Consider the following 22,354-nt stretch of genomic DNA (forward strand, 5'->3'; position numbering starts at 1 on the left):
CCGAGGTTGCCTGTTTCATGTCCATTTCCCCTCAGCGCCCCCTCTGGCAGGTGTACCTGGTCTTCCTGCTGCCCATGGTGCTGTCGAATTTCCTGCAGTCGTTTTCCGGCACCCTCAACGGTATCTACATTGGCCAGTTGCTGGGCACCCAGGCGTTGGCGGCGGTGTCGGGGATGTTCCCCATCGTGTTCTTCTTCATTGCCCTGGTGATCGGCCTGGGGGCCGGTGCCTCTGTGCTGATCGGCCAGGCCTGGGGTGCCCGGGAGCTGGATGCGGTGAAGTCGGTGGCCGGCAGTACCCTGATGCTGGGGGCCTTGATCGGCCTGCTGGGGGCGGTGCTGGGCATGCTGTTCGCCCGCCCGGCCCTGCAGGGCCTGGGCACACCGGCGGATGTACTGGACGACGCAGTGGGCTATGCCCGGGTGATGATGCTGATCATGCCGCTGCTGCTGGTGTTCGTGCTCTACACCCAGTTGCTGCGGGGTGTCAGCGATACCCTGTCGCCCCTGCTGGCCTTGATGGTCTCGACCCTGGCGGGGCTGCTGCTGACCCCGGCGTTGATCCGTGGCTGGCTGGGCCTGCCGCCCATGGGTATCCAGAGTGCGGCCTTCGCCGGGCTGGCGGGAAATATCCTGGCCATGGGGTTTCTGGTCTGGCGCCTGAGTGGCCGCGACCACCCCCTGGCCCCGGACCGGGCGCTGTTCGCGGCGCTGCGGCTGAACCGGGCGATACTCGGCAAGGTGCTGCGCATCGGCCTGCCCACCGGGGTGCAGATGGTGGTCATCTCGCTTTCCGAACTGGTGATCCTGGCCCTGGTCAACCGCCACGGTTCCCAGGCCACGGCGGCCTATGGCGCGGTGACCCAGATCGTCAACTACGTGCAGTTCCCGGCGCTGTCGATCGCTATCACCGCCTCGATCCTCGGCGCCCAGGCCATCGGCGCCGGGCGCCTGGAGCGCATCACCCCGATCCTGCGTACCGGGCTTGCGATCAACCTGTGCCTCACCGGCGCCCTGGTGCTGCTCGGCTACCTGATTTCCCACTGGCTGCTGGGCCTGTTCATCATCGACCCGGCAGCCCTGGTGCAGGCCCAGCACCTGCTGCACATCATGCTCTGGAGCATCCTGGTGTTCGGTTTCCAGGCGGTGGTCGGCGGCATCATGCGCGCCAGCGGCACGGTGCTGGTGCCGGTGGCGATCTCGATCTTCTGCATCCTCGGGGTGCAGGTGCCGGCGGCCTATGTGCTGGACGCACATTTCGGCCTGCAAGGGGTGTGGATGGCGTTCCCGGTGGCCTACCTGACCATGCTGGTGCTGCAGGTCTGCTACTTCAAGCTGGTGTGGCGCCACAAGGAGATCCAGCGCCTGATCTGAGGCCCGCGCTCAAGCGCCGCCGGCCAGTGGCTGCCGGGGCGGGCGCAGGTCGCGAACCACCAGGTACAGCAAGGGCCCGATGGAGACGAAGACCGCCGTCAGCAGCAGATAGGGCAGCACCGAACGCCAGGAGCGCCCACGGGCGCGGGCGTCTCCCAGCATCCACGCAGCCGCCAGCAGCGCCATCAGGTACAGGTCGATCACCACTTGTGCGGTGTCCGGGCGCGACAGCAGTTGCAGGCCGAATTGCAGCAGCGACTGTTCGGCCTGGAACAGGCAGTACAGGGTGTAGGCACTGAAGCCCAGTAGAGCCAGCAGGGCGGGGTAAGGGTGGCGCATGGCGCAGTCCTCGATCAGGGATGGGCAGGGTGTACGGCGCGGCGGTTGCGGGTGGCCAGGCCCAGCAGCAGATACAGCAGGCCGGCTGCGCCACAGCCAAAGATCAGGCTTTGCGACAGCAGGGAGTCGAACAGGTACAGCGGGTCGTCGCGCAGGCGTTGATGCAACCCGGCATGCACCAGGGCGAGCGCCGCCAGCCACTGGCGGGCAAGCTCGCGCACGCGACGGCGCCGATGGCCGCACAGCTGGACCAGCCCGGCACACAGGGGGACGTGCAGGGCAATGAACAGGTGCTGCCCGAGCATGGGGTCGAGGTCGCGCAGGCCATACAGCAGGCGCCATTCACGCTGCGCCACGGCATCCAGCTCATGGCCGGCGAACAGCCCGATGCAGAGTCGCCAGAGTGTGTTTTTCACGGTGAAAATCCTTGAACAAGCGGGAATGAACAGGCTAAGTGGCAAGCCTGTTGTCACTCAATGACCCCCCAGGTCATAGACAGCGGGGCGCTTCAGGCTGTCAGCTGGGGCGGTGCGACTTTCACTTTCAAGGATTGAACAGCGATGACTTCCAACCAGCAGGCTCCCGGCGCAGGCCGGGTGATCCGCGTGGCCGGGCCCGATGATGTGCCGGCCATGCTCGAGTGCGACACCTATGCCCAGGCCCACGCCAGCCGGGGCGATGCCGTACGCGTGGCGGTGGGCCGTGGCCAGGGTTGGGTGGAGGTGGCGGCCGGCCGGGTCGCCGGCTACCTGCTGCTGAACCATGACTTCTTCGACCATGGCTTCGTGTCCCTGGTGGTGGTGGCTCCGGGGCAGCAACGCCAGGGCGTGGCCCGGCGCTTGCTCGGCGCCGCCGAGCGGGCCTGTCGCACGCCCCGGCTGTTCATCTCCACCAACCAGTCGAACCTGGCGGCCCGGGGCCTGATTGCCAAGGCCGGTTTCCAGCCCAGTGGGGTGATCGAGAACCTCGACGAGCAGGACCCCGAGCTGATCTTCTGCAAGCGTGTGGGCTGAGCCGGGATGCCTGTGCCCGACAGCGGTCGCGCCGCCATGCCCTGCACCCTTGAAGCTCCCCGCGCCGGGCCCTTGCCGGTGGGCGCACAGTTGCGCCAGTTACGGCGCCAGGCGCGCTTGAGCCAGTTAGACCTGGCGTTGCAGGCGGGGATTTCCCAGCGCCACCTGAGCTGCGTCGAGACCGGCCGCGCCCAGCCCAGCCCGGCCTTGCTGGATGCGCTGCTGACCACCCTGGACACCCCCTTGCCCCAGCGCAACCGGGTGTTCCTCGCCGCGGGCTATGCGCCGCGCTACGCCGCCTTGCCCCTGGCCGACCCCGGCCTGGCACCGGTGCGCGCAGCGCTGATGCACCTGCTCAAGGCCAACAACCCGGCGCCAGCCATCGTCATCGACAGTGGCTGGCAAGTGCTGGCGGCCAATCAGGCTACCGCGGCGCTGTTCCAACTGCTGGGGTTGTCGCAACACGCCATGGAACAGGGCTTCAACCTGTTGACGGCCCTGCTGGAGCCCGGTGGTTTCGGTGACTGCCTGATCAATGCCGAGGAGGTGCGCCAGGTGGCCTGGCAGCGGGCCTCCCGGGAGGCCATGGGCGACCCCGGCTTGGCGGCGCTGCAGGCCGGCCTGCCGTTCCCCGGAGAGTCGCCGGCTACCCCGAGCCCGGCCGAGCCGTTGCTGCTGACCCGGGTGCGCGGGCCCGGGGGCGAGCTGCGTTTTCTGTCCACCTTCACCACCTTCGGCATGCCCCAGGACATTACCGTGGCGTCGCTGCGCATCGAACACCTGATTCCCGCTGACGAGCCGACCTGGCAGGCCCTGACCCTGGCTTGCGAACGCCTGGGCGAACTCGAACCGGGTTAGATCGCAAGGGCCCGGGCCGGCAGCCCCTGGGCGCTCGCCAGCGCCGGCAGTGCCCCGGCCAGCACCATGCGGGTCAGGGTGGCCGCGACGCTCTGGAAGTCCCTGCTGGAGGGCTGGGCTACGCCGCTCATCAGGGCGATCTGCCAGCCCAGGGTGGGGTAGGTCTGGGTCGCCGCTCCTATGAACAGCAGCAGGTGCTCCGGGGCAATGGCGCGGATCAGGCCGCGTTCGGCCCAATTGCGCAGGCAAGCGATTTCACTGCGGTTCTGCGCCTCCAGGCTTTCACGCCAGGCCTCTGGCAACTGCTGCGCGCCGTGCAGCAACTCGCTGCAGAGAATCTTCGAACGCAGGGGGAAATCCTCGACGATCTGCATCCGCGCCTCGATGTAGGCCTGCAACGCCTGCGCCGGATCGGCCTCCGGGTGCAGCAGCCGCGACGCCTGGTGCAAGGGTTCCAGCAGGGGCTGCAGGACTTCGGCGTAGAGGTTTTCCTTGGTGTGGAAGTAGTAGTACAGGTTGGCCTTGGGCACCCCGGCGCGCAGCGCGATATCCAGGGTCTGGCAGGCACTGAAGCCCTTGGCGGCGAACTCGTTGCGGGCGGCATCGAGGATCAGTTGCCGATGCCGCAGGCGCGAGCGGCGTTCCTGGCGGGCTGGCGCTGGCACCCGGGGCGCTGCCGAGTCGGCCTCAAGCGCCTGCGGGGTCAGGCAAAACGGGGTGGATGAGGGGCAGTGCATGGGCAAATCTCGGGGGTGTGAAATCGCAATATACAAAAGTATATAGCGAAACACCTGCCTCAGGCGCCGGCGCTGCTGTCTCGGCTGTTTCATAGAGGGGAGAACAGAGGAGGCAAGGCCGGAACGGTGCGCCGTTCCGGCTGGCGGCAGGCTCAGGCGCGGCGCTTGCGCAGCCAGCGTCGGGCCAGGTAGCCGTAGACCCAGAGGTTGATCAGCAGCACCAGGCTGCCCAGCCACAGCTGAATGCCCGGGGTCAGCCCGGCGGGGTAGATCAGCGGGATCAGGTAATGCTCGATGAAGCCGGCGCCGTAGCCGTCCTGGCCGGCGGCGTGGCGCAGCAGGTTTTCCCAGCGGGTCAGCGGGCACTCCAGGTGCAGCACTTCCACTGCCACGCCCCAGGCTGCGGCGGGCAGGTGCAGCAGCATCAGCCGCGGGTGGCGCAGCACCAGCAGGCCGCCCAGCAGCACGAAGACGATAAAGGACAGGTGAAACAGCACCAGGCTGTCGGCGGCAATACGGTAGAGCATGGGGGTTCCTTGTAGGGGGCAGATCCGTGGCGCAGGCGCCGGGGCGCAATATACCGAGGGCCGGTGGGCGGTGGCAGTGTTTCTTCGTGGTGCAGGAAAAAAGCCCGGCTCGCAATCGATCGGGCCCGCCTTTGCGCTACCTATACTGCTGGAACGCCAGGGCGACCTGTCGAGCCTGGCGCGGCCTTTGCGGGAGGTACATGCCTTGCGGCCAACGATGCTCTGCTGCCGCCACGGGGTCCTGGCGCTGGTCCAGGACCATGACCGGGAAGACCTGCAGGCCCAGACCCGACGGGACCTGGGCGCGGCCTTCGATCAGGCCTGGTCCAGGCAGTTGCATGACCCCGAGCATGGGGTCATGGCCGGGGTGTATTACCTCGGCCAGCAGCTCGAACGCCAGCTGCAGGCGCCGCTGGTCAATGAGGACGCCGGCGATGGCCGGGGCCCCTGAGCCCGTCCTGGCGGCTCAGCCCAGGGTGGCCTCGGCACCAGGATTCAGCGGCACTTCGTAGTCGCTGACCCCGGCCGCATGGCGCCCGGCGATGTAGCCGAAGGTCATGGCCGGCCCCAGGTTGATACCGCCGGAGGGATAGAAGCCGCCCATCACGCTGGCCATGTCGGTGCCTGCGGCATACAGCCCGGGGATCGCCGTGCCGTGCGAATCCAGCACCTGGGCCTGGGCGTTGGTCTTGAGCCCGGCAAAGGTGCCGAAGCTGCCGGGCAGCACTTTCACCGCGTAGAAAGGCCCCTGTTCGATGGGCGCCACGCAGGGGTTGGGCCCGGGATACAGGGCGTCGCCCTGCTTGCGATTGTAGGGCGTCGAGCCGCGGCCGAACTCGGGGTCCTGGCCGTTGCGGGCATGCTGGTTGAATGCCTGCACCGTGGCCGCAAGGCCCTGGGGGTCGATGCCGCACTGGCTGGCCAGGGCCTGGATGGAGTCGGCCCGTACCAGGTAGCCGCTGCGCACCAGCGGCCCCACCGGCAGGGGGAAGGGCCGGGCATAACCCAGGCCGTAACGGCGCTGGAAGCGGTGGTCGCAGATCAGCCAGGACGCCACTTCCTCGCCCGCGGGAACCGCCTCCAGCATGGCCGCGGCGTAGTCGTAGTAGCCGTCCGCCTCGTTGACGAAACGCTTGCCGTTGGCCAGCACGCCGATCAGCCCGGGTTTGGCCCGGTCGATGATGTGGGGAAAGTGGCCGATGCTGCCGTCGGCATGCCGCACCCGAGAGACGGGGGCCCAGGCTACCGGGCTGGCAAGGTCCGTGGCCAGCACGGCACCGGCCTGTTCGCCGAGGCGGATGCCGTCGCCGCAGCAACTGCGCGGCGGCAGGGCCAGGTGCTCGTCCGGCCCCGGGGCGCGGGGAAACAACGCCTGGCGCCGGGGCAGGTCATTGGCGAAGCCGCCGGCGGCCAGCAGCACTCCACGCCGGGCGCGGATTTCCCGCGGCCCCTCAGGCGTGTCCACCAGGGCGCCCTGCACGCCCTGGCTATTGCGCAGCAGCGAGCGGGCCGGGGTGGACTCCAGCAGGTTGACCCCCAGGTCCTCGGCGGACTTGCCCAGCCGGCCGATCAGCGCCACGCCGTTGACCAGGTGCATGGCCCGGCCGTGTAGCGCCAGGTCCCGCAGGTGGCGGGCAAAGCGCCCGGCCACATGCAGCAGCGACCTGAAGGAACGGGTCATGCTGAGAAAGGCCCCCAGGTCGGCCCCGGCCATGATCGGCATGCCCAGGAACGAGGTTTCCCGCAGGGTCTTGCGCAGCCGTTTGAGCAGTGGGCCGATGGCCCGGGCGTCATACGGCGCGGCGATCACCTGATGGCCCTCGATCCCGGCCCCGGGCACCTGGCCGTGGATATCCGGGATGCCATTGCCGTCGACGAATTGCAGGGCCGTGTGTTGTTCGAAGAAGGCCACCATCTGCGGCCCGTTATCCAGAAAGGCGTCGATGCGTGCGGCATCGTAGCGCTCCCCCAGCTCATGCTTGAGGTAGGTGCGCGGTTGCTGCGGGTTTTCATGGATGCCGGCGCGGCGTGCCAGGGGATTGCCCGGCACCCACATCCAGCCGCCGGACCAGGCGCTGGCACCGCCGAAAGTGGAATCCTTTTCCACAACTATCACCTTCAAGCCATGCCACGCGGCGGTCACCGCACAGGCCAGGCCGGCGGCGCCGGAGCCGATCACCAGCAAATCACAATCCAGGGGCAGGAGGGTTGCAGCGGGAACGTCGCTCACAATGACAGGGCCTTTTTTTGAATTATGATAAAAATGGAATCAAGTTCCATTAATTTGAAAAACTATTTCACACTGCCTGGGAAGCTGTCAAACCGCGAGGAGGACCAGGCAGGCTCATTGGTGCAGGGGAGCAGAAGGTGCTTTTAGCTACGGGGGCACCTTCAGGAGGGGCTGCCGGAAGGGCAGGAAGGCGATATCGCTCAGGTGGGAAAGTCAGAGTGGCCAGCAGGCCTCTTTGTGCTGCTCAAGGACGCAAGGCCGCTGCACAGAGGCGCTTGCGCTGCGGGTGGATGCCGGGCAAAAAAACGCCGCGTTCCCAGGCAGCGAACGCGGCGTTGTTCAAGGCGGCAGGGCAGGGCTCAGTTGACCACGCGGTAGCACGGTACGTAGGCGGCGCCGCCGGGCAGCTTCATGCGGTGCTGCTCGACGAAGGCTTTGAGCAGCTGGTCCAGGGGCTGCATGATCGCCGGGTCGCCGTGGATGCTGTACGGGCCTTTCTGTTCGATCAGGCGGATACCCTGGTCCTTGACGTTGCCGGCGACGATGCCGGAGAACGCACGACGCAGGTTGGCCGCCAGTTCGTGGGGCGCCAGGGCATGGCTCAGTTGCAGGTTGGCCATGTTCTCGTGGGTCGGATCGAAGGGACGTTGCAGGCTCTCGTCGATCTTCAGCAGCCAGTTGAAGTGGAAGGCGTCGTTGCGTTCGCGGCGGAACTGCTTGACGGTCTTGAGCCCCTCGGTCATCTGCCGCGCCACTTCCGGCGGGTTGTCGATGATGATCTGGTAGTGCTGGCGCGCCGCTTCGCCCAGGGTTGCCAGGACGAAGGCGTTGAGCTGCTCCAGGTAGGGCGCCGCGCTCTTGGGGCCGGTGAGGATCACCGGGAAGGGCAGGTCGCGGTTGTCCGGGTGCATCAGGATGCCCAGCAGGTAGAGGAACTCCTCCGCGGTGCCGGCGCCGCCGGGGAAGATGATGATGCCGTGGCCGACGCGGACGAAGGCTTCCAGGCGCTTCTCGATGTCCGGCAGGATCACCAGCTCGTTGACGATGGGGTTCGGTGCTTCGGCGGCGATGATCCCCGGCTCGGTCAGGCCCAGGTAGCGGCTGCCGCTCATGCGCTGCTTGGCATGGGCGATGGTCGCGCCCTTCATCGGGCCCTTCATCACGCCCGGGCCGCAGCCGGTGCAGATGTCCAGCTTGCGCAGGCCCAGCTCGTGGCCGACCTTCTTGGTGTATTTGTATTCTTCGGTATTGATCGAGTGGCCGCCCCAGCACACCACCATCTTGGGCTCCACGCCGGGGCGCAGGGTGCGGGCGTTGCGCAGCAGGTGGAAGACGTAGTCGGTGATGCCCTGGGAGCTGTCCAGGTCAATGCGCTGGCTGTCCAGTTCGTTCTCGGTGTAGACGATGTCGCGCAGGGCGCTGAAGAGCATTTCCCGGGTGCTGGCGATCATCTCGCCATCAACGAAGGCATCGGCCGGCGCGTTCAGCAGTTCCAGGCGCACGCCGCGATCCTGCTGGTGAATGCGCACTTCGAAATCGTGGTAGGCGTCGAGGATGGTCTTGGCGTTGTCGACGTGGGCGCCAGTATTGAGGATGGCCAGGGCGCACTGGCGGAACAGGGTATAGATGCTGCCGGAACCGGCGGCGCTGAGCTGTTGCACTTCACGTTGCGAGAGGGTCTCCAGGCTGCCTTTCGGGCTCACCGAAGCATTGATCACTTGTCTTTGCGGCATTCATCCATTTCCTGAAAGCGTCGCCACCGCACCATGCGCGGCCAGTGGCGAAAAAATAGCGGGGCAGTGAACAGAGCCACCGGTACGGGGCTTGGTTTCCAGCGGCAGGGCAAGAAAGCAAACGTCGTCGCGAGATTGTTCGCTGCTTGAATCTACCTCATGCGGGCCCGCCGTGGCGGGAAAAATGACGATCCGCCCTGGTGGTGGCGGATTTTTCACCGGCCTTCAGCACAGGCTGGCTCGGGTCGGGTCCAGCACCGGCGCAGCACCGGCCTGGGCCAGGCGCTCCATCAGGGCCGGGTAGCCCTCGGCCTGGCCCCAGGCGTGTTCGGCCAGGGTCAGGCCGATGATCTGCAGAAATCCGAAGCGCCCGCTCAGCAGTTGCCGGGGGCCGGCAAAACCCGGCGCGGGGATGAACAGCAGTGCCTGCAACAGGCTGTCGCCGCCATTGATCGGCTCGCCGGTACGCATGCGGTCCCATTCGCCCAACGGCGGCTGCTCGCCAAAACGGCCGGCGGCCAGCAGCAATTGGTAGGCGCAGAAATTGCGTAACAGGCGCAGGGCCCAGGGTGACTGTTCGCGGGTTTCCAGCAGCAGTTCGTGGCCCATGCCGGATTCGCCATCGGCATCGGGCCGGGCATCTTCCCAGGCATTGGACAGGCCCGAAGTGACGTATAGCCAACTGCTGCGCCCGGCATTGGGCGGTGATTCGAAGACCCCGTGGCTGAGCCAGCGCGGATCGACGTCGTGCTGGCCAAAGACCTGGCTGAACAGCGCCATGTCCAGGGGATAGATGCCCGGGCCCAGTGCGCCGAACAGCGCCGGGTAGATCTGTTCTTCACGTTGCGCCCAGGCGGCTTCGAGCCATGAAGAGTCGGGGGATTGCGGCATGTGAAAGCGTCCTTGAACAGAAGCGGCGGCCCGGCTTGAGCCACCAGGGAATCAGGCAAAGGCCTGGCGCAATAGTTCCGGCAGCAACTGCCCGGCCTTGCCCTCCAGGCTGTATTCCTCGGCGCCGGTGCAAGCCTGGGGCTGGGGGTTGATATGCACCACGCAGGCGCCGTGCTGCAGCGCCAGTTGGGGAATTCGCGCCGCCGGCTGGACCAGCCCGGAGGTGCCCACCGACAGCAGCAGGTCGCATGCTTCGGCGGCGTTGAAGGCGGCCTTGAGGGTCGCCTGGGGCAGGGGTTCGCCGAACCACACCACCCCGGGGCGGATCTTGCCGTTGCAACCGGTGCAGCGCGGCGGCTCCAGGCTGGCGCCCTGTTCCGGCAAGTCCGGCAAGGGCAGTTGGCCCTTGAACGGGCGGTTGCAGGCAAAGCACTTGGGGGTGTGCAGGCTGCCGTGCAAGTGCAGCACCGAGGGGCTGCCGGCGCGTTCGTGCAGGTCGTCGACGTTCTGGGTGATCAGGGTCAGGCGCGGCACCCGCCGGGCCAGTTCGGCCAGGGCCAGATGGGCTGGATTGGGCTGGGCCTGGAGCACTTTCTGGCGTCGCCATTCATACCAGCCCCAGACCAGCGCCGGGTCTTCGCGAAAGGCTTGCACGGTGGCCAGGCGCGCCGGGTCGAAGTGTTCCCACAGGCCGGTCAGGGCGTCACGAAAGGTCGGGATGCCGCTTTGCGCCGAGACCCCGGCACCGCTGAATACCACCACATGCCGGGCCTGGGCCAGGCGCTTGGGATCGAACTGCATGGTTGAAGATGTTCCTGCCGTGGGTGAAAGAACGGGGCGCCCGCTTCCGCGTGCGGATCGGACCGGTACTAAAAACGCGCCGGCCTTGCAGCGTAAATGAATTTATCGTCAAGGCGCCGCTCATAACTCTTGTCAGCGGTCCTGTGTGTAGCCGCCTCAATCCGTCAGGGAGTGTCACCCTCATGAACCCAGCCACGCCAGTCAATCCCGGCGCCCAATCCCGTTTGATCCTGGTGGTGGAGGATGAGCCGACGGTGCTGGAGTTTCTCTGCGAGATCCTGCAGGACGAAGGGTTTGCCACCCAGGCGATGGACAGCGCGGATCGGGCCTGGGAATTCCTGCAGGAACAGGCCGCGGACGTGGCCCTGCTGCTGACCGATATCACCATGCCCGGCACCCTCAATGGCGCGAGCCTGAGCAATTTGTGCGGCGAGCGCTGGCCGCAGTTGCCGATCGTGGTCATGTCGGGTTTCGAGACCCCCGAGAGTTCCGGGGTGCGTTATCCGGTGTCCTTCATCCGCAAGCCCTGGACCATCGGGCAGATCCTCGACTGCGTGGAAGGCGCGCTGAAATCGGCCCAGGGTTGAGGCGTGGCGCCTCACCCCGGCCAATCGCCGGTGTTACTCCTTGACGCTCATGAACTCCTTGGCCCAGACGATGTACTCCTCGGGCTGGGTGTAGGTGTGGGCCAGTTCGGTGGCGCTCAGGTCCGACGCCTGGGTGAAGATCTGCCGCTGCTCGCGCAGGCAGTCGTAGGTGGCCTTGATCGCGGCGAAGTAGGCGGCATGACCGTCCACGGCGATCTTCACGCCCAGCTCGGCCAGGCGCGCATCGTCCCGTAGCGCCGGGTTGCCGTAGGTCACCAGCATCAGCGGCACGCTCAGGTGCTCGGAGATCTGTTCCAGCTGTTCGAAATCACGGATGCCCACCATGCAGATGGCGTCGGCGCCGGCACGCTCGTACTGCTGGGTACGGCTGATGATTTCCTGCACCGGAAGGATGCCGGCGTTGGTCCGGGCGATGATCGCCAGTTCCGGATCAACCCGGGCTTCCAGGGCGGCGCGGATCTTGCCGACGCCTTCGGCCACCGAGATGAGATCGGTGGATTTGCGCCCGAACTGGGCCGGCAGCAGGGTGTCTTCGATGGTCAGCGCGGCAATGCCGGCGCGTTCCAGTTCGACCACGGTGCGCATCACGTTCAGCGCGTTGCCATAGCCGTGGTCGGCGTCGGCGATGACCGGCAACTGCGCCACGCGGCCGATGCGGGTGGCCTGTTCGGCGAATTCACTGAGGGTGATCAGGGCGAAGTCGGGGGCCGCCAGCACTTGCAGCGAGGCCACCGAGCCGCCGAGGATGCCCACTTCGAAACCCAGGTCGGCGGCGATACGGGCAGACATCGGGTCGAATACGGAAGCGGTGTGGTAGCAGGAGTTGGAAGCGATCAGTTCACGGAAACCGCGGCGCAAATCTTGATGGGAAAGCCTGGACATAACAGCTCCGAGATAGGATCGAGAGATCGACCTTGAGGTCGAGTCAAATTTTGCAATCAGTTCCCTTGGCGAGCCGGGGAAAGAGCGGCTCACAGCGAAACGTTAGTTGGGCAGATGAAGATGAAACAAGGTGGGTAGCAAGGCGTCTTTATCCCGTTCGGTTGCGCGAACCGACGGGTTTATTATGCGAGGCCGACATAGCAGGACGAGGCTATCACGCTCCAGGGCCGTAGATGATGAGGATTTTGCATAGCATTATGCCGGACCGGCATTGGCATTTTTTTTCTAACTGAATATTACAAGCACTTGCCAGGGGCGTTTCGGGGGCATGTCGAAGGTTGGCGGGGGCTTGTCGAGCGCTGGCAAATCCACCAAGCTGCCGCGCCTCGAATGGCAGCGTTCACGCTGCGCAACGGCTTAGTTCAAGGATGCAGGCAATGGCGCTCAGGGTGTTGGTGGTGGGTGGTTATGGCAATTTCGGCAGCATCGTCTGCCGCTATCTGATCCATACCCCTGGGGTGCATCTGCTGATTTCGGGGCGCGACCCGCACAAGCTCGCGGCCAAGGTTCAGGCCTTGCAGGCTGAAGGCGGGCAGCCCTGCGAAGGCTGGTGCGGCGATGCCATGGGGCCGCAATGGGTGCCGGCGCTCAAGGCCCTTAAGGTGCACTGGGTGATCCATACCGGCGGGCCGTTCCAGGGCCAGTCCTACGCGGTGGCCCGGGGCTGCATCGAGGCCGGGGTCAACTACTGCGACCTGGCCGACTGTCGCCAGTTCGTGCGCGGCATTGGCACTCTGGATGAGGCCGCCCGGGCCGCCGGGGTGACGCTGCTCAGCGGCTGCAGCTCGGTGCCGACCCTGTCGGCGGCGATGATCGATGAGCACCGTGAGCGTTTTTCCCGCATCGAGCGCATCGAGCACGGCATTTCCTCCTCGGCGAAGATGCCCGGCCTGTCCACCATCCAGGGCGTGCTGGCCTATGCCGGCAAACCCATCCTGCAACTCAAGGACGGCCGGCCGCACCCGGTGATCGGCTGGCAGGGCCTGACCCTGCGCAAGCTGCCCAGGCTGGGCACGCGGCTGGTGGCCAATGTCGATGTGCCGGACCTGGATCTGTTCGCTGAGCGCTACGGTGCCCACACCCTGAGCTTCCAGGCCGGCGCCGGGCTGATGATCGCCGGGCTGGCCAATGCGCTGCTGGCCCAGGCGGTGAAGCTCGGCCTGGTGGGCGACCCGGCGCCCTGGGCGGCGCGCCTGCATCGCTGCGGCACCTGGTTCGAAGGTTTCGGAGATGGGCTCAGTGCCCTGTACATCGACGTGCACGGCCTGGGCCAGGACGGCCAGCCACTGTCGATGAGCGTGCAGCTCACCGCAACCCATGACCACGGGCCGGAGATTCCCAGCTGCGCGGCGGTGGCGGTGGTGCACAAGCTGCTCGCCGGCCATGTGCCGGGCCCGGGGGCCCGGTCCAGTGCCGGCGAGGTCAGCGTGGAGGAGTACCTGCGGGCGATCGACGATCCGGATCACCTGCAACTGCAAGTGAGTTTCTCGCGCCCGCCGGTTTAACCCCCGGTCACCACAGCAGCGGCTTGGCGAAGTCTTTCCAGAACAGCCAGCGCTGCACTTCAAGGTGCTCGCCGGTGCCGATCTGCCAGTCCGGGCGCCCGGCGTCCAGGTCAAGCTTGACGATGATCCCGGCATAGGTGGCGGCCACCAGGGTCTTGCCATCGGGGCTGATGTCCATGGCGGTGAGGGTCGAGCCGATATAGTGCTGCCAGCGTTCCTCGCCGTTTTCGCTGAAGGCCCGCAGATAGCCGTAGGCGTCGCCGATGATGAATTCGTCGCCCCGTGATGCCGCGGCATACACCCGGGCGCCTTCCTGCAGCACCGGGGTGCGCGCATCGTCACTGTAGAAGTCGGTGCTCAGCCCTGGCAGGTCGGCCACCGCCACTCCCACGCTGGCACCGCCATAGAAGTGGCAGGCATTGAGCAGCAGGCGATCGCCGCGCTGGTTGAAATGGGCGAAATGCGGGTACTCGCTGGCGGGGCCGATCTGCGCTACCCGTTGCAACCTTGCATCGAACACCAGGTGCGAGCTGCTTTGCTCGCCCACGGCGATCCACTGGCCATCGGGCGACACCGCGCCATGCTCCATGCTCAGGCCGATGCCCAGGTCCTCGGGGGCGACGCCGTCGGCCAGCTCTTGCTGCAGGTCTTCCAGGCTCGGCAGCAGGCGCGTGGCGCCCTCGGCCTGCAGGACGAAGATGCCGTCGGAGCTCACCAGCAGTACCCGGCGCCCGTCGGGGAAGGGGATCAGGCTGCTGGGGCGAGGGCGCCCGGTGTCTTCAAGCGCCACCCCCGCCGGCAGGTTCGCGTGGGGATCGGGCCAGGCAAAACTTGCCACCTCTGGCCCGTTCCAGCCGTCGGTGAGCTGGATGCCGTCAGCCCGGGCCCAAGCGAAATAGCGCCGCTGGGGGCACATGCCGAAGCCTTCCATCTGCTCCAGGGTCTGGATCCTTGCGTCGTCGATATGCACCACCTCGCCAGCCTCGTAAGGTGCGCCGATGCGCGCCAGCAGGCTGCCGTCCGGCAACAGGGCCAGGGTCGGAATCATCCGTCCCTGGCTTTCCAGGCGTGGCGACAATGGGAAGTGCGCCGGCGGCCACTCCTGGCGGAATGCCTGGCGCCGGGCTGCGTCGTAGGGCTCCTGGTTGCTCGCTTCCAGGGCCGCCTGCCAGTCTGGCAGCAGGTGCTCGGTATCGGGCAAGTGCGGTTCCTTCAAGCCCTTCCAGCCGTCGCGGTTGCCGGTCTCGACATAGCGATTGATGTCGCGGGCATAGGTCAGCACGGCTTGCTGCCATTGCTCTTGCGGGGAGTGGTTCGAATTCGACTGGGACATGCGCGCAGGACTCCTTGTGGCGCTGGGAAAGGCGTAGCAGACCGGGGGATGGACCGGAAAAGCGCGCAGTTTATCCCTAGGGAGCGAGTTTTTTTCAGGTTTTTCCAGGGCTGCCGTTCAAGGCGCGTAGGTACTGACCCGGTTGCGCCCGGCGCGCTTGGAGGCGTACAGCGCCTGGTCGGCCCACTCGATCAGGCAGCGATGATCCCGGGCCGGACGGTCGAGGCAGGCGATGCCCAGGCTGATGGTGAAGGCGATGGCCTGGCCGTTGTGGATCACCTCCTGCTCTTCCACCGACTGGCGCAAGCGCTCGGCCAGGGTGCGGGCCCCGGCAAGGTCGGTGTGGGGCAGGAGAATGGCGAACTCCTCGCCGCCATAGCGCCCGGCCACGTCGCTGTCGCGCACATGCTGGTGGATCAGCTCGGAGACGCGCTTGATCACTGCATCGCCGGCCTGGTGCCCATGGCGGTCGTTGATCGACTTGAAGTGATCGATGTCCAGCATCAGCAGGGCGATGCTGCTGCCGTGGCGGCTGTATTCGAACTGCAGGCGCTGTTCCCAGTGGCCGCGGTTGTAGAGCTGGGTCAGGTGGTCGGTGCGCGACAGGTGCTGCAACTGCTGGTTGGCCTTCTGCAAGGCCAGGCTGTTGATTGCCACGTCGGTCAGGTCGTAGATCACCAGGCAGACGTGGTGGATCTCGCTGTTGGAGGAACGCAGCGGCAGCAGGGTGGTGTTCTGGTACATGAACTCGCCCTGGCCGGTGATCGGCTGGTAGTTGTTGAAATGCACCAGGTACGGCCGCTGCTTCCAGATGGTGAAGGCCGGCGTGCCGAGGGCCACCACGCGCCCCACCTTGCGGGTGAACCAGGGGCGCTCGACCTCGGGGAACAGCTCGAAGAACGACTGGTCGATGGCCTGCTTGGAGGGCACTCCGGAGCGGTTCTCCATGAAGCTGTTCCACACCTGGACCCGGCACTCCAAGTCGAGCACGACGATACCCACGTCGATGCTCTGGACCACCGCCAGCAACCAGTGCAATTCACTGAAATCCATTCTCTTGGGCATGGCTCAACTCATCAGGTAGGCGAGCTTCTGTTCCAGCAAGGCCATGGAGCCTTCGGTGAACAACAGCAACAGGTCGAAGTGGATGTTCTGTTCTTCCAGGCTGTAGCTGATCTCCACCGCCTGGGTCTTTTTCCAGCGCTGCTGGTTGAGCACGATCAGCTCGTCGATGGTGGTGTGTTCCCCCAGTACCTGGGGATGGCCCACGGAAAAGAACACGTCCAGCTGGTCGGCGATGCTGCTCAGGCAGGCGCCGATCAGCACGCTGGAGAGGTCGATCAGCACTTCCATTTCCTGGTAGGGGTCGGTGCCTTGCTCTATCAACTGGGCGATGTCGGCCACTTCGGAGTCGTAGAACATCAGCAAGGCTTCGCCGGCGATGCCGCTGCCGATGTAGCTCTGGCAGATGGCGGTCAGTTGCCGGGCGCGGTTGGCATCGGCCAGCAGCATCTGCAACTCGCCGGCTTCCAGCACATTGACGTGGGGAATCGGCAGGTGCACGAAGACATCCAGGACCTTGGCGATCAGCGCCGCGGCGTAGCCCATGGAAACGTTGACGGTTTCCCGGAAGGCGTCGCGAAAGGTCACCACCGGTGCTGGCGAAGGGGCTGCCAATGGCTTGGCGTCAGTGCTGTCCAGCAGTTGCAGTTCGTTGAGCAGGGCGCGCAGTTGCTGCGGGTCGAAGGGCTTCTTGAGGAAGGCCCGGGCGCCCAGCTCGCGGGTGCGGCGCACGGCTTCTTCTTGAATGTCGCCAGAGATGACAATGATCTGCGCCTCGATGCCTTCTTCCTTCACCGCACTCAAGACCTGGTAGCCGTCCATCACGGGCATGGTCAGGTCCAGCAGCGCCACCTTGCCCAGCCCGCGGCGCAGGGCTTCCAGGCCTTCGCGCCCGTTGCAGGCCTGGGTCACGGACACCCGCCACTCGCTGGGCAAGGTCCGCAGCACCTGCTTGCGGGCCATGCTCGAGTCATCGCAGATGAGGAGGGGGATCATCGGTATCGGACGCTCATTCGAAAAAACCCGTAAGGGATAGTGTTCGGTAATAGGGCGAGTTGCCGCTTTATAGTTGTGCCGTATCGGGCTGTCCGTGCCGCGCCGCACTATAGTTCCCTCGGCAATAAAAGAACAAGTAGTGATGGCTTCGGTTATTTGCTCCAGATCATTGTCTGCTGCAATTCAAGCAGGCCTTGGCATGTAACTTAGAGTTGTTGCAGGGCAGCAGTTAAAAGGCCGCGGCGGCCCGTGGCGTGGGCTGTGGCAATAAACTGAGAGGCCTCTGTAAGCCTTGATATAGACAGATTTTTCTATCGGGGTAGGAGATTCGCGCCTGTTTTCTGACGTTTGAAAAATGACACTTGAGGCATAAGTTTCAAACTTTCGGAATCTTCTTGTTGATTGTTGCCGGAGGTTCTGCGAGTGGTTCGTTTCAATGGTTGTTAAGAGCGCTGGAGTTGTGTGGGTTGAATGTGTCGTGCAGCGGTTCTTATAAACAACCCAGGGCCGCTGTTGTATTGATTCGAATATTAAAGAACGGGCGCAAGGCTGTTGGAACGAGTGCTGCAGGGGCGTCGTTGTCGGGCTGCGCTCCTGCTGCATATGCAACAAAACCTTACCGCGAACCTGGTTGTGCCGACCGCTCGAAGGGCGCCAGCCCCGGTCGTGCGCGGCCTGTGGCAAACCGATGACCAGCGCTGCGCCGTGGGCAAAAAAATGTCAGATTTTGAGTCCCGGCCTGGACCTTTTCCCGCAATGCGCAATCATTACTGCGTGGAAAACATAAGGAGAGACGCATGTTCATTCGGTCATTGACCTTCGCTACTCTGCTCGCTGTTGCCGGCCCTGTCCTGGCGGCCGACAACGACGGCCCATTGACCCAGGACCTGGGCAAGTCACGGCCACTGATCGTGATTGCCCCCAGCACCGTGGACCCGACCCTGGTGAGCCTGAAGAAGTCCCTGGAAGAGCCGGCCACCCGTCAAGCCTTCAACGAACGCAACATGGTCCTGTACACGGTGATCAACACCATCGGCCAGCGCGATGGCAAGGACATCGACCCGCAATCCACCATGGCCCTGATCCGCAGCCTCAAGCTGGGCGCCGGGGCGCAGACCAAGGTGATCCTGGTGGGCAAGGACGGCGAGAAGAAGCTGGAGCACTCCGGGGCCATCGAGCTCAAGGAAGTCTTCAGTGCCGTCGACCAGTTGCCGGCGGCGGAGAAACAGGCCGCAGCGCCGGCTCCGGCCCCCGAGCCGGAGGCCAAGCCGGCCAATGCCAAGGCCGGCAAGGCGGCCAAGCCCGCCGCAGCGCCCAAGGCGCTGGACGACTGAAGCCCATGGGCGGAGGCCGGGGCAGGCGCTGACCGCCCCGGTGCCTGCCGACTGCATTGCCCCGCCTCGCCCAGGCTAGAGCGCCTCCAGGGTCTGACGCAGCCCATCGACGATCATCTCCACTTCCTGCCCATCGATCACCAAGGGTGGCAGCAGGCGGATGGTGGTGCCCCGGGTGACATTGATCAGCAGCCCGTGGTCACGGGCGGCGACCTGCACCAGCTCTCGGGCCGGCTGCCGCAGTTCGATACCCACCATCAGCCCCAGTCCGCGAATCTCCCGCACCGCCGGATGCGCCGCGAGTTCCTCGCGCAGCCGCCGCAGCAGTTGGGCACCGCGCTGTTCGGCGTTGGCCAGCAACTGCTGGTCCTCGATGACGTCCAGTACGGTGCAGGCCGCGCGGCAGGCCAGGGGGTTGCCGCCGAAAGTGCTGCCGTGGCTGCCCGGGGTAAACAGCTGGGCAGCCTTGCCCCGGGCCAGGCAGGCGCCGATGGGAATGCCGTTGCCCAGGCCCTTGGCCAGGGTCATCACATCCGGCACCACGTCTTCATGCTGGCAGGCAAACCAGCGCCCGGTGCGGCCGATGCCACTCTGGATCTCGTCGAGCATCAGCAGCCAGTTGCGCCGGGTGCACAGCTCGCGCACGGCCTTGAGGTAGCCGGGTGGGGCCAGCTGGATGCCGCTTTCCCCCTGGATCGGCTCCATCAATACGCCACAGATGCGTGGAGCATGCTCGGCGACGGCCGATTCCAGGGCGGCCAGATCGCCGAAGCGCACCTTGAGAAAACCGCCTGGCAACTGGCCGTAGCCCAGGCGCACTGCCGGGCCGTCGCTGGCGGCCAGGGTGGCCAGGGTCCGGCCATGAAAGGCGTTTTCCATGACCACCACCAGGGGCTGCTCGATGCCTTTGTGCCAGGCGTGCAGGCGTGCCAGCTTGAGGGCGGTCTCGTTGGCCTCGGCCCCGGAATTGTTGAAGAACGCCCGGTCCATGCCGCTCAACTGGGTCAACTTGGCGGCCAGTTGCCGCTGCCAGTGGATGTCGTAGAGGTTGGAGCTGTGCAGCAGCAGGCCGGCCTGTTCGCTGATGGCGCCGACCAGCCGTGGGTGGCTGTGGCCGATGCCGGTCACCGCGACCCCGGCGATGGCGTCCAGGTACTCTCGCCCGGCCTGGTCCCAGAGACGGCTGCCCAGGCCTTTGCAGAAGCTCAGCGCGAGGGGTTGGTAGGTGCTCATCAGGCAGGCGGCGGTCATGGCGGGCGGCTCCATCTTGGGGGGTGTGCTATCAGTATCGTTAGCCACCCAGGCTAGATAAACTCGCTATTTCTTTAATCATCTTGAAGTCAGGGTTGATAATGGATCTGTTCCAGGCAATGTCGGTGTACGTCAAGGTGGTGGAGGCGGGGAACATGACCGCCGCGGCCCGGGAGTGCGGCATGTCCACCACCATGGTGGGCAATCACCTGCGGGCCCTGGAGCAGCGCCTCGGAGTGCGTCTGCTCAACCGCACGACACGGCGCCAGCGGCTTACCGATTTTGGCCGTGACTACTACCAGCGCTGCCTGGCGGTGCTGGGGCTGGTGGCGGATTCCGAGCGCCTGGCGGAGCAGGTCCAGGGCGAACCCACCGGCACCTTGCGCATCACCGCACCCCTGACCTTCGGCACCGAACGCCTGGCGCCAGCGCTGGACGAGTTCCGCCAGCGCTGCCCCCAGGTCAAGGTCGAGCTGACCCTGGCCAACCAGCGCTTCGACCTGACCGATGGCACCTTCGATGTGGCGGTGCGCCTGGGCAACCTGGACAACGCTTCGCTGATTGCCCGGCGCCTGCAGGACTACACCCTGACGATCTGCGCTGCGCCGGAGTATCTGGAGCGCTGCGGCACGCCCCAGGTCCCCGAGGACCTGCAGCGGCACAACTGTCTGGCATTTGCCTACCCGGCCGGTGATGAGTGGAGCGCCACCGCCACCCTGTGGCCGTTGCGCGGGCCTGAAGGCGATGTGCAGGTTCCGGTGTCGGGGTCATTGTTGGCCAACACCTCGTCCGGTTTGCATCGTGCGGCGCGGGGTGGCCTGGGGCTGGTGATGATGCCCGATGCGCTGGTGGAGGAAGACCTGCAGCAGGGCCGGCTGGTGCCGGTGCTGCAGGACTATCAGTTGCCCTTTCGGACGATGCACCTGCTCTATGCCCAGGACCGCTATCGCCTGCCCAAGCTGCGCAGCTTTGTCGACTTTGCCCTGGAGAAATGGGGGCGTCAGGCCGACTCGCTGGCCAGCAGCATCATCGCTGCCGACAGCGTGTGACCATCGGTGATCTGGCCGGCGGCGATCATTGCCAGCAACTCCTGGCGGCTGGCCCACAGCACATGGTCCACTTCGCCATCGGTGGCGGCGGCCTGCTGCTCGGCGATCTGCACCTGGCACACCGCCACGGCGCTGGCGATCAGCGAAGTGTTGCTGTGCAGCAGCCCCAGCTGGCGTACCTCTGAGGCTTGCCAGCCGGTTTCCTCCAGCAGTTCCCGGGCCGCCGCGTCGCAGGCGCTTTCACCGGCATCGATGGCGCCCCGGGGAAACTCGATGGACTGGCCGCCGATGGCCCGGCGCCGCAGGTTGACCAGCATCAGTCGGCCATCGGCCAGGGTCGGCACGGCCACGACGCCGTTCACCGCCTGGGCTTCCTTGATGATGAAGTAGCCGTTTTCACGGACCACCTTGAAGTACGGGGTTTGCAGCAGGCACTGGGTGTCGGGGGTGGAACTCATGGGGGCTATCACTCCAGGAAACAACGATCGAACAAATACAGCTCGGCGGGCTTGAGCTGCTCCACGGTGGCCTGGGGCCGGCCGCCGTCGCCGCTCTTCTTGCGCCCGGTGTCGCGCAGGTAGCCGGCCTCGCTCATCTTCAGCAGGCGCTGGCGGATGCTGGTCTTGAGCACCGGACGCTGCAGCACCAGGGAGAAGATGCTCACCGCCTCGGGGGCGCTGAACTCGTTGCCGAGAAACATCAGCGGCAGGCTGCTGTACAGGGATTTGGAAAACAGCCGCTCGTTCACCTGGGCTACCAGGGCGTTGTGGTCGAAGGGCAGCTTGAAGGCACCGCTGGCCACCTCGCCGAGGGCGAAGAAGCCCTGTTGCGCGGCGGGCTCCACCGGCTCGCTGAGGATCCCCAGGTAGAAGGTCGAGGACGACCAGCAGCGCGGGTCGCGAAAGGCGTCGCCCACCGTGCCCACCTGTTCCAGCCAGGCCAGGGGCATGTCCACCTTGCTCGAACGGCGCAGGCGCTCCACCGCGTCATTCAGGCTGCGGTCTTCGACGTCGCCGTTGACCACGATGCCCGGCAGCGCCCAGTGCCCGGCGAAGGGCTCGGCATCCCGTTGATGGAGGAGGATCTGCAGCTCGCCGCGTTCGCGGTGATAGCGCAGTAGGCACAGGTCGATGGTGTGCAGGTAGGCGCTGGGGAGGGTGGTGCGGTCGTGCATATCAACTTCCGTGGACGGCGTAGAGGCCGTAGTTTAGCGGATTCATTCCCGGGGCCAGCCATTGCCTGGGCGGCGTTTCGCCACGGGCCAGGCATTGGCGCAACACGCTGCTGCGCACCCCGGGCTGCTCTTCGATGCAGAGGATGGAAAAGCGCCGCAGCAGTTCCTCGCCGCGATGGAACCTGGGCAACTGGCGCGCGACGTCTTCGCCCACCACCAGGGCGATGCGTTTGCCGTCCAGGGCCAGGTCGTCGGCCAGGCGTTGCAACAGGGTGAAGCTGTAGACCGGGCCCGGGTCGGCCAGGGCCAGTTGCCGTTCCAGGCGGCTGACCGCCAGCTCGGCGTCGCACTCTGGCTGCAGGTGCGCGGTGATTGCCTGCAACCAGCTGGCGCGGTGCTCGAAGTCGGCCATGCGCTTGCCGTCCGGGTGGCGGAAGCTGGGCACTACCAGTACCCGGCGGGCATGGCGGGCGGCTTCGAGCATCACCTGGGCGTGCCCGGCGTGGGGCGGGTTGAAGGCGCCGCCATAGAGGGCCAGTTCAAACATCTGCTTTTCCTCGTTTGGTACATGACGTGTACCTTAGCATCGCTTTTGTCA

Annotated in this window: 24 protein-coding genes; 8 read left to right on the plus strand and 16 right to left on the minus strand. The window is 65.8% G+C overall.

Annotation, left to right across the window (positions count from 1 at the left end):
* The first annotated feature begins 17 nt into the window (after positions 1-17).
* Positions 18-1,373 (plus strand): MATE family efflux transporter, encoded by a 1,356-nt coding sequence (locus A9971_RS31985; RefSeq protein ID WP_011060739.1) that lies wholly within the window; start codon positions 18-20, stop codon positions 1,371-1,373.
* 9 nt (positions 1,374-1,382) lie between these two features.
* Here the strand turns inward: A9971_RS31985 and A9971_RS31990 are convergent, their stop codons facing one another.
* On the minus strand, positions 1,383-1,712 hold the full coding sequence (locus tag A9971_RS31990) for a DUF2834 domain-containing protein (RefSeq protein ID WP_011060740.1): 330 nt from the start codon (positions 1,710-1,712) through the stop codon (positions 1,383-1,385).
* Between the two features lie 14 nt (positions 1,713-1,726).
* Positions 1,727-2,128 (minus strand): DUF6713 family protein, encoded by a 402-nt coding sequence (locus A9971_RS31995; protein ID WP_065363747.1) that lies wholly within the window; start codon positions 2,126-2,128, stop codon positions 1,727-1,729.
* Between the two features lie 144 nt (positions 2,129-2,272).
* Here A9971_RS31995 and A9971_RS32000 point away from each other — a divergent pair, with 144 nt between their 5' ends.
* Positions 2,273-2,725: a GNAT family N-acetyltransferase gene (locus A9971_RS32000; protein ID WP_183000454.1), complete on the plus strand. Its 453-nt coding sequence runs from the start codon at positions 2,273-2,275 to the stop codon at positions 2,723-2,725.
* Between the two features lie 6 nt (positions 2,726-2,731).
* Complete coding sequence (locus A9971_RS32005) at positions 2,732-3,583, plus strand: helix-turn-helix domain-containing protein (RefSeq protein WP_183000455.1); 852 nt, start codon at positions 2,732-2,734, stop codon at positions 3,581-3,583.
* Here A9971_RS32005 and A9971_RS32010 read toward each other — a convergent pair.
* Entirely contained in the window at positions 3,580-4,320 is a 741-nt protein-coding gene (locus A9971_RS32010; protein ID WP_169893682.1) for a TetR/AcrR family transcriptional regulator, read from the minus strand. The two genes, A9971_RS32005 and A9971_RS32010, sit on opposite strands and share 4 nt — an antisense overlap.
* A gap of 152 nt (positions 4,321-4,472) precedes the next feature.
* A complete protein-coding gene (locus A9971_RS32015; protein WP_011060745.1) occupies positions 4,473-4,847 on the minus strand; it encodes a DUF2784 domain-containing protein in 375 nt (124 codons plus the stop codon).
* Between the two features lie 205 nt (positions 4,848-5,052).
* Between A9971_RS32015 and A9971_RS32020 the strand changes: the two genes are divergently transcribed.
* Positions 5,053-5,298: a hypothetical protein gene (locus tag A9971_RS32020; RefSeq protein ID WP_259656333.1), complete on the plus strand. Its 246-nt coding sequence runs from the start codon at positions 5,053-5,055 to the stop codon at positions 5,296-5,298.
* A gap of 15 nt (positions 5,299-5,313) precedes the next feature.
* Here A9971_RS32020 and A9971_RS32025 read toward each other — a convergent pair whose 3' ends face one another.
* The 4 genes from A9971_RS32025 to A9971_RS32040 all read right to left on the minus strand — a co-directional run bounded on the left by A9971_RS32025 (position 5,314) and on the right by A9971_RS32040 (position 10,502).
* Complete coding sequence (locus A9971_RS32025) at positions 5,314-7,077, minus strand: FAD-dependent oxidoreductase (protein ID WP_183000456.1); 1,764 nt, start codon at positions 7,075-7,077, stop codon at positions 5,314-5,316.
* Between the two features lie 359 nt (positions 7,078-7,436).
* Positions 7,437-8,810 (minus strand): nucleotide 5'-monophosphate nucleosidase PpnN, encoded by a 1,374-nt coding sequence (ppnN, locus tag A9971_RS32030; protein ID WP_041117516.1) that lies wholly within the window; start codon positions 8,808-8,810, stop codon positions 7,437-7,439.
* Between the two features lie 225 nt (positions 8,811-9,035).
* Entirely contained in the window at positions 9,036-9,701 is a 666-nt protein-coding gene (locus A9971_RS32035; protein ID WP_183000457.1) for a suppressor of fused domain protein, read from the minus strand.
* A 51-nt stretch (positions 9,702-9,752) separates the two neighbouring features.
* Positions 9,753-10,502: an NAD-dependent deacylase gene (locus A9971_RS32040; RefSeq protein ID WP_053150819.1), complete on the minus strand. Its 750-nt coding sequence runs from the start codon at positions 10,500-10,502 to the stop codon at positions 9,753-9,755.
* Positions 10,503-10,684: 182 nt separating this feature from the next.
* Between A9971_RS32040 and A9971_RS32045 the strand changes: the two genes are divergently transcribed.
* Entirely contained in the window at positions 10,685-11,089 is a 405-nt protein-coding gene (locus tag A9971_RS32045) for a response regulator (protein WP_011060751.1), read from the plus strand.
* Positions 11,090-11,122: 33 nt separating this feature from the next.
* On the opposite strand, the gene A9971_RS32050 is transcribed toward A9971_RS32045, so the two are convergent.
* Positions 11,123-11,992 (minus strand): oxaloacetate decarboxylase, encoded by an 870-nt coding sequence (locus A9971_RS32050; protein ID WP_011060752.1) that lies wholly within the window; start codon positions 11,990-11,992, stop codon positions 11,123-11,125.
* Between the two features lie 437 nt (positions 11,993-12,429).
* Here A9971_RS32050 and A9971_RS32055 point away from each other — a divergent pair, with 437 nt between their 5' ends.
* Positions 12,430-13,557: a saccharopine dehydrogenase family protein gene (locus tag A9971_RS32055; protein WP_183000458.1), complete on the plus strand. Its 1,128-nt coding sequence runs from the start codon at positions 12,430-12,432 to the stop codon at positions 13,555-13,557.
* Between the two features lie 7 nt (positions 13,558-13,564).
* Here A9971_RS32055 and A9971_RS32060 read toward each other — a convergent pair whose 3' ends face one another.
* The 3 genes from A9971_RS32060 to A9971_RS32070 all read right to left on the minus strand — a co-directional run bounded on the left by A9971_RS32060 (position 13,565) and on the right by A9971_RS32070 (position 16,948).
* Complete coding sequence (locus A9971_RS32060) at positions 13,565-14,890, minus strand: hypothetical protein (RefSeq protein WP_183000459.1); 1,326 nt, start codon at positions 14,888-14,890, stop codon at positions 13,565-13,567.
* Positions 14,891-15,007: 117 nt separating this feature from the next.
* Positions 15,008-15,955 carry a sensor domain-containing diguanylate cyclase gene (locus A9971_RS32065; RefSeq protein WP_011060755.1) on the minus strand — a complete coding sequence of 316 codons (948 nt, stop codon included), beginning with the start codon at positions 15,953-15,955 and terminating at the stop codon, positions 15,008-15,010.
* A 3-nt stretch (positions 15,956-15,958) separates the two neighbouring features.
* Entirely contained in the window at positions 15,959-16,948 is a 990-nt protein-coding gene (locus A9971_RS32070) for a response regulator (RefSeq protein ID WP_183000460.1), read from the minus strand.
* Positions 16,949-17,745: 797 nt separating this feature from the next.
* On the opposite strand from A9971_RS32070, the gene A9971_RS32075 reads away from it, so the two are divergent.
* Entirely contained in the window at positions 17,746-18,282 is a 537-nt protein-coding gene (locus tag A9971_RS32075) for a DUF4174 domain-containing protein (RefSeq protein ID WP_011060757.1), read from the plus strand.
* Between the two features lie 75 nt (positions 18,283-18,357).
* Here A9971_RS32075 and A9971_RS32080 read toward each other — a convergent pair whose 3' ends face one another.
* Positions 18,358-19,533, minus strand: coding sequence for an aspartate aminotransferase family protein (locus A9971_RS32080; protein ID WP_015635206.1), 1,176 nt, complete (start codon positions 19,531-19,533; stop codon positions 18,358-18,360).
* Between the two features lie 101 nt (positions 19,534-19,634).
* On the opposite strand from A9971_RS32080, the gene A9971_RS32085 reads away from it, so the two are divergent.
* Positions 19,635-20,582 carry a LysR family transcriptional regulator gene (locus tag A9971_RS32085; protein WP_011060759.1) on the plus strand — a complete coding sequence of 316 codons (948 nt, stop codon included), beginning with the start codon at positions 19,635-19,637 and terminating at the stop codon, positions 20,580-20,582.
* Here A9971_RS32085 and A9971_RS32090 read toward each other — a convergent pair.
* From A9971_RS32090 to A9971_RS32100, 3 genes are read right to left on the minus strand one after another with little or no spacing between them, the layout of a single operon-like run.
* Complete coding sequence (locus tag A9971_RS32090) at positions 20,534-21,040, minus strand: NUDIX hydrolase (RefSeq protein ID WP_053150832.1); 507 nt, start codon at positions 21,038-21,040, stop codon at positions 20,534-20,536. The genes A9971_RS32085 and A9971_RS32090 overlap by 49 nt on opposite strands.
* 8 nt (positions 21,041-21,048) lie before the next feature.
* On the minus strand, positions 21,049-21,756 hold the full coding sequence (locus A9971_RS32095) for an NUDIX hydrolase (RefSeq protein ID WP_183000461.1): 708 nt from the start codon (positions 21,754-21,756) through the stop codon (positions 21,049-21,051).
* Position 21,757: 1 nt separating this feature from the next.
* A complete protein-coding gene (locus A9971_RS32100) occupies positions 21,758-22,303 on the minus strand; it encodes an adenylyltransferase/cytidyltransferase family protein (RefSeq protein WP_183000462.1) in 546 nt (181 codons plus the stop codon).
* Positions 22,304-22,354: the final 51 nt, after the last annotated feature.

Source organism: Pseudomonas sp. UME65 (genome assembly GCF_014170225.1).
Classification (GTDB): Bacteria; Pseudomonadota; Gammaproteobacteria; order Pseudomonadales; family Pseudomonadaceae; genus Aquipseudomonas; species Aquipseudomonas protegens.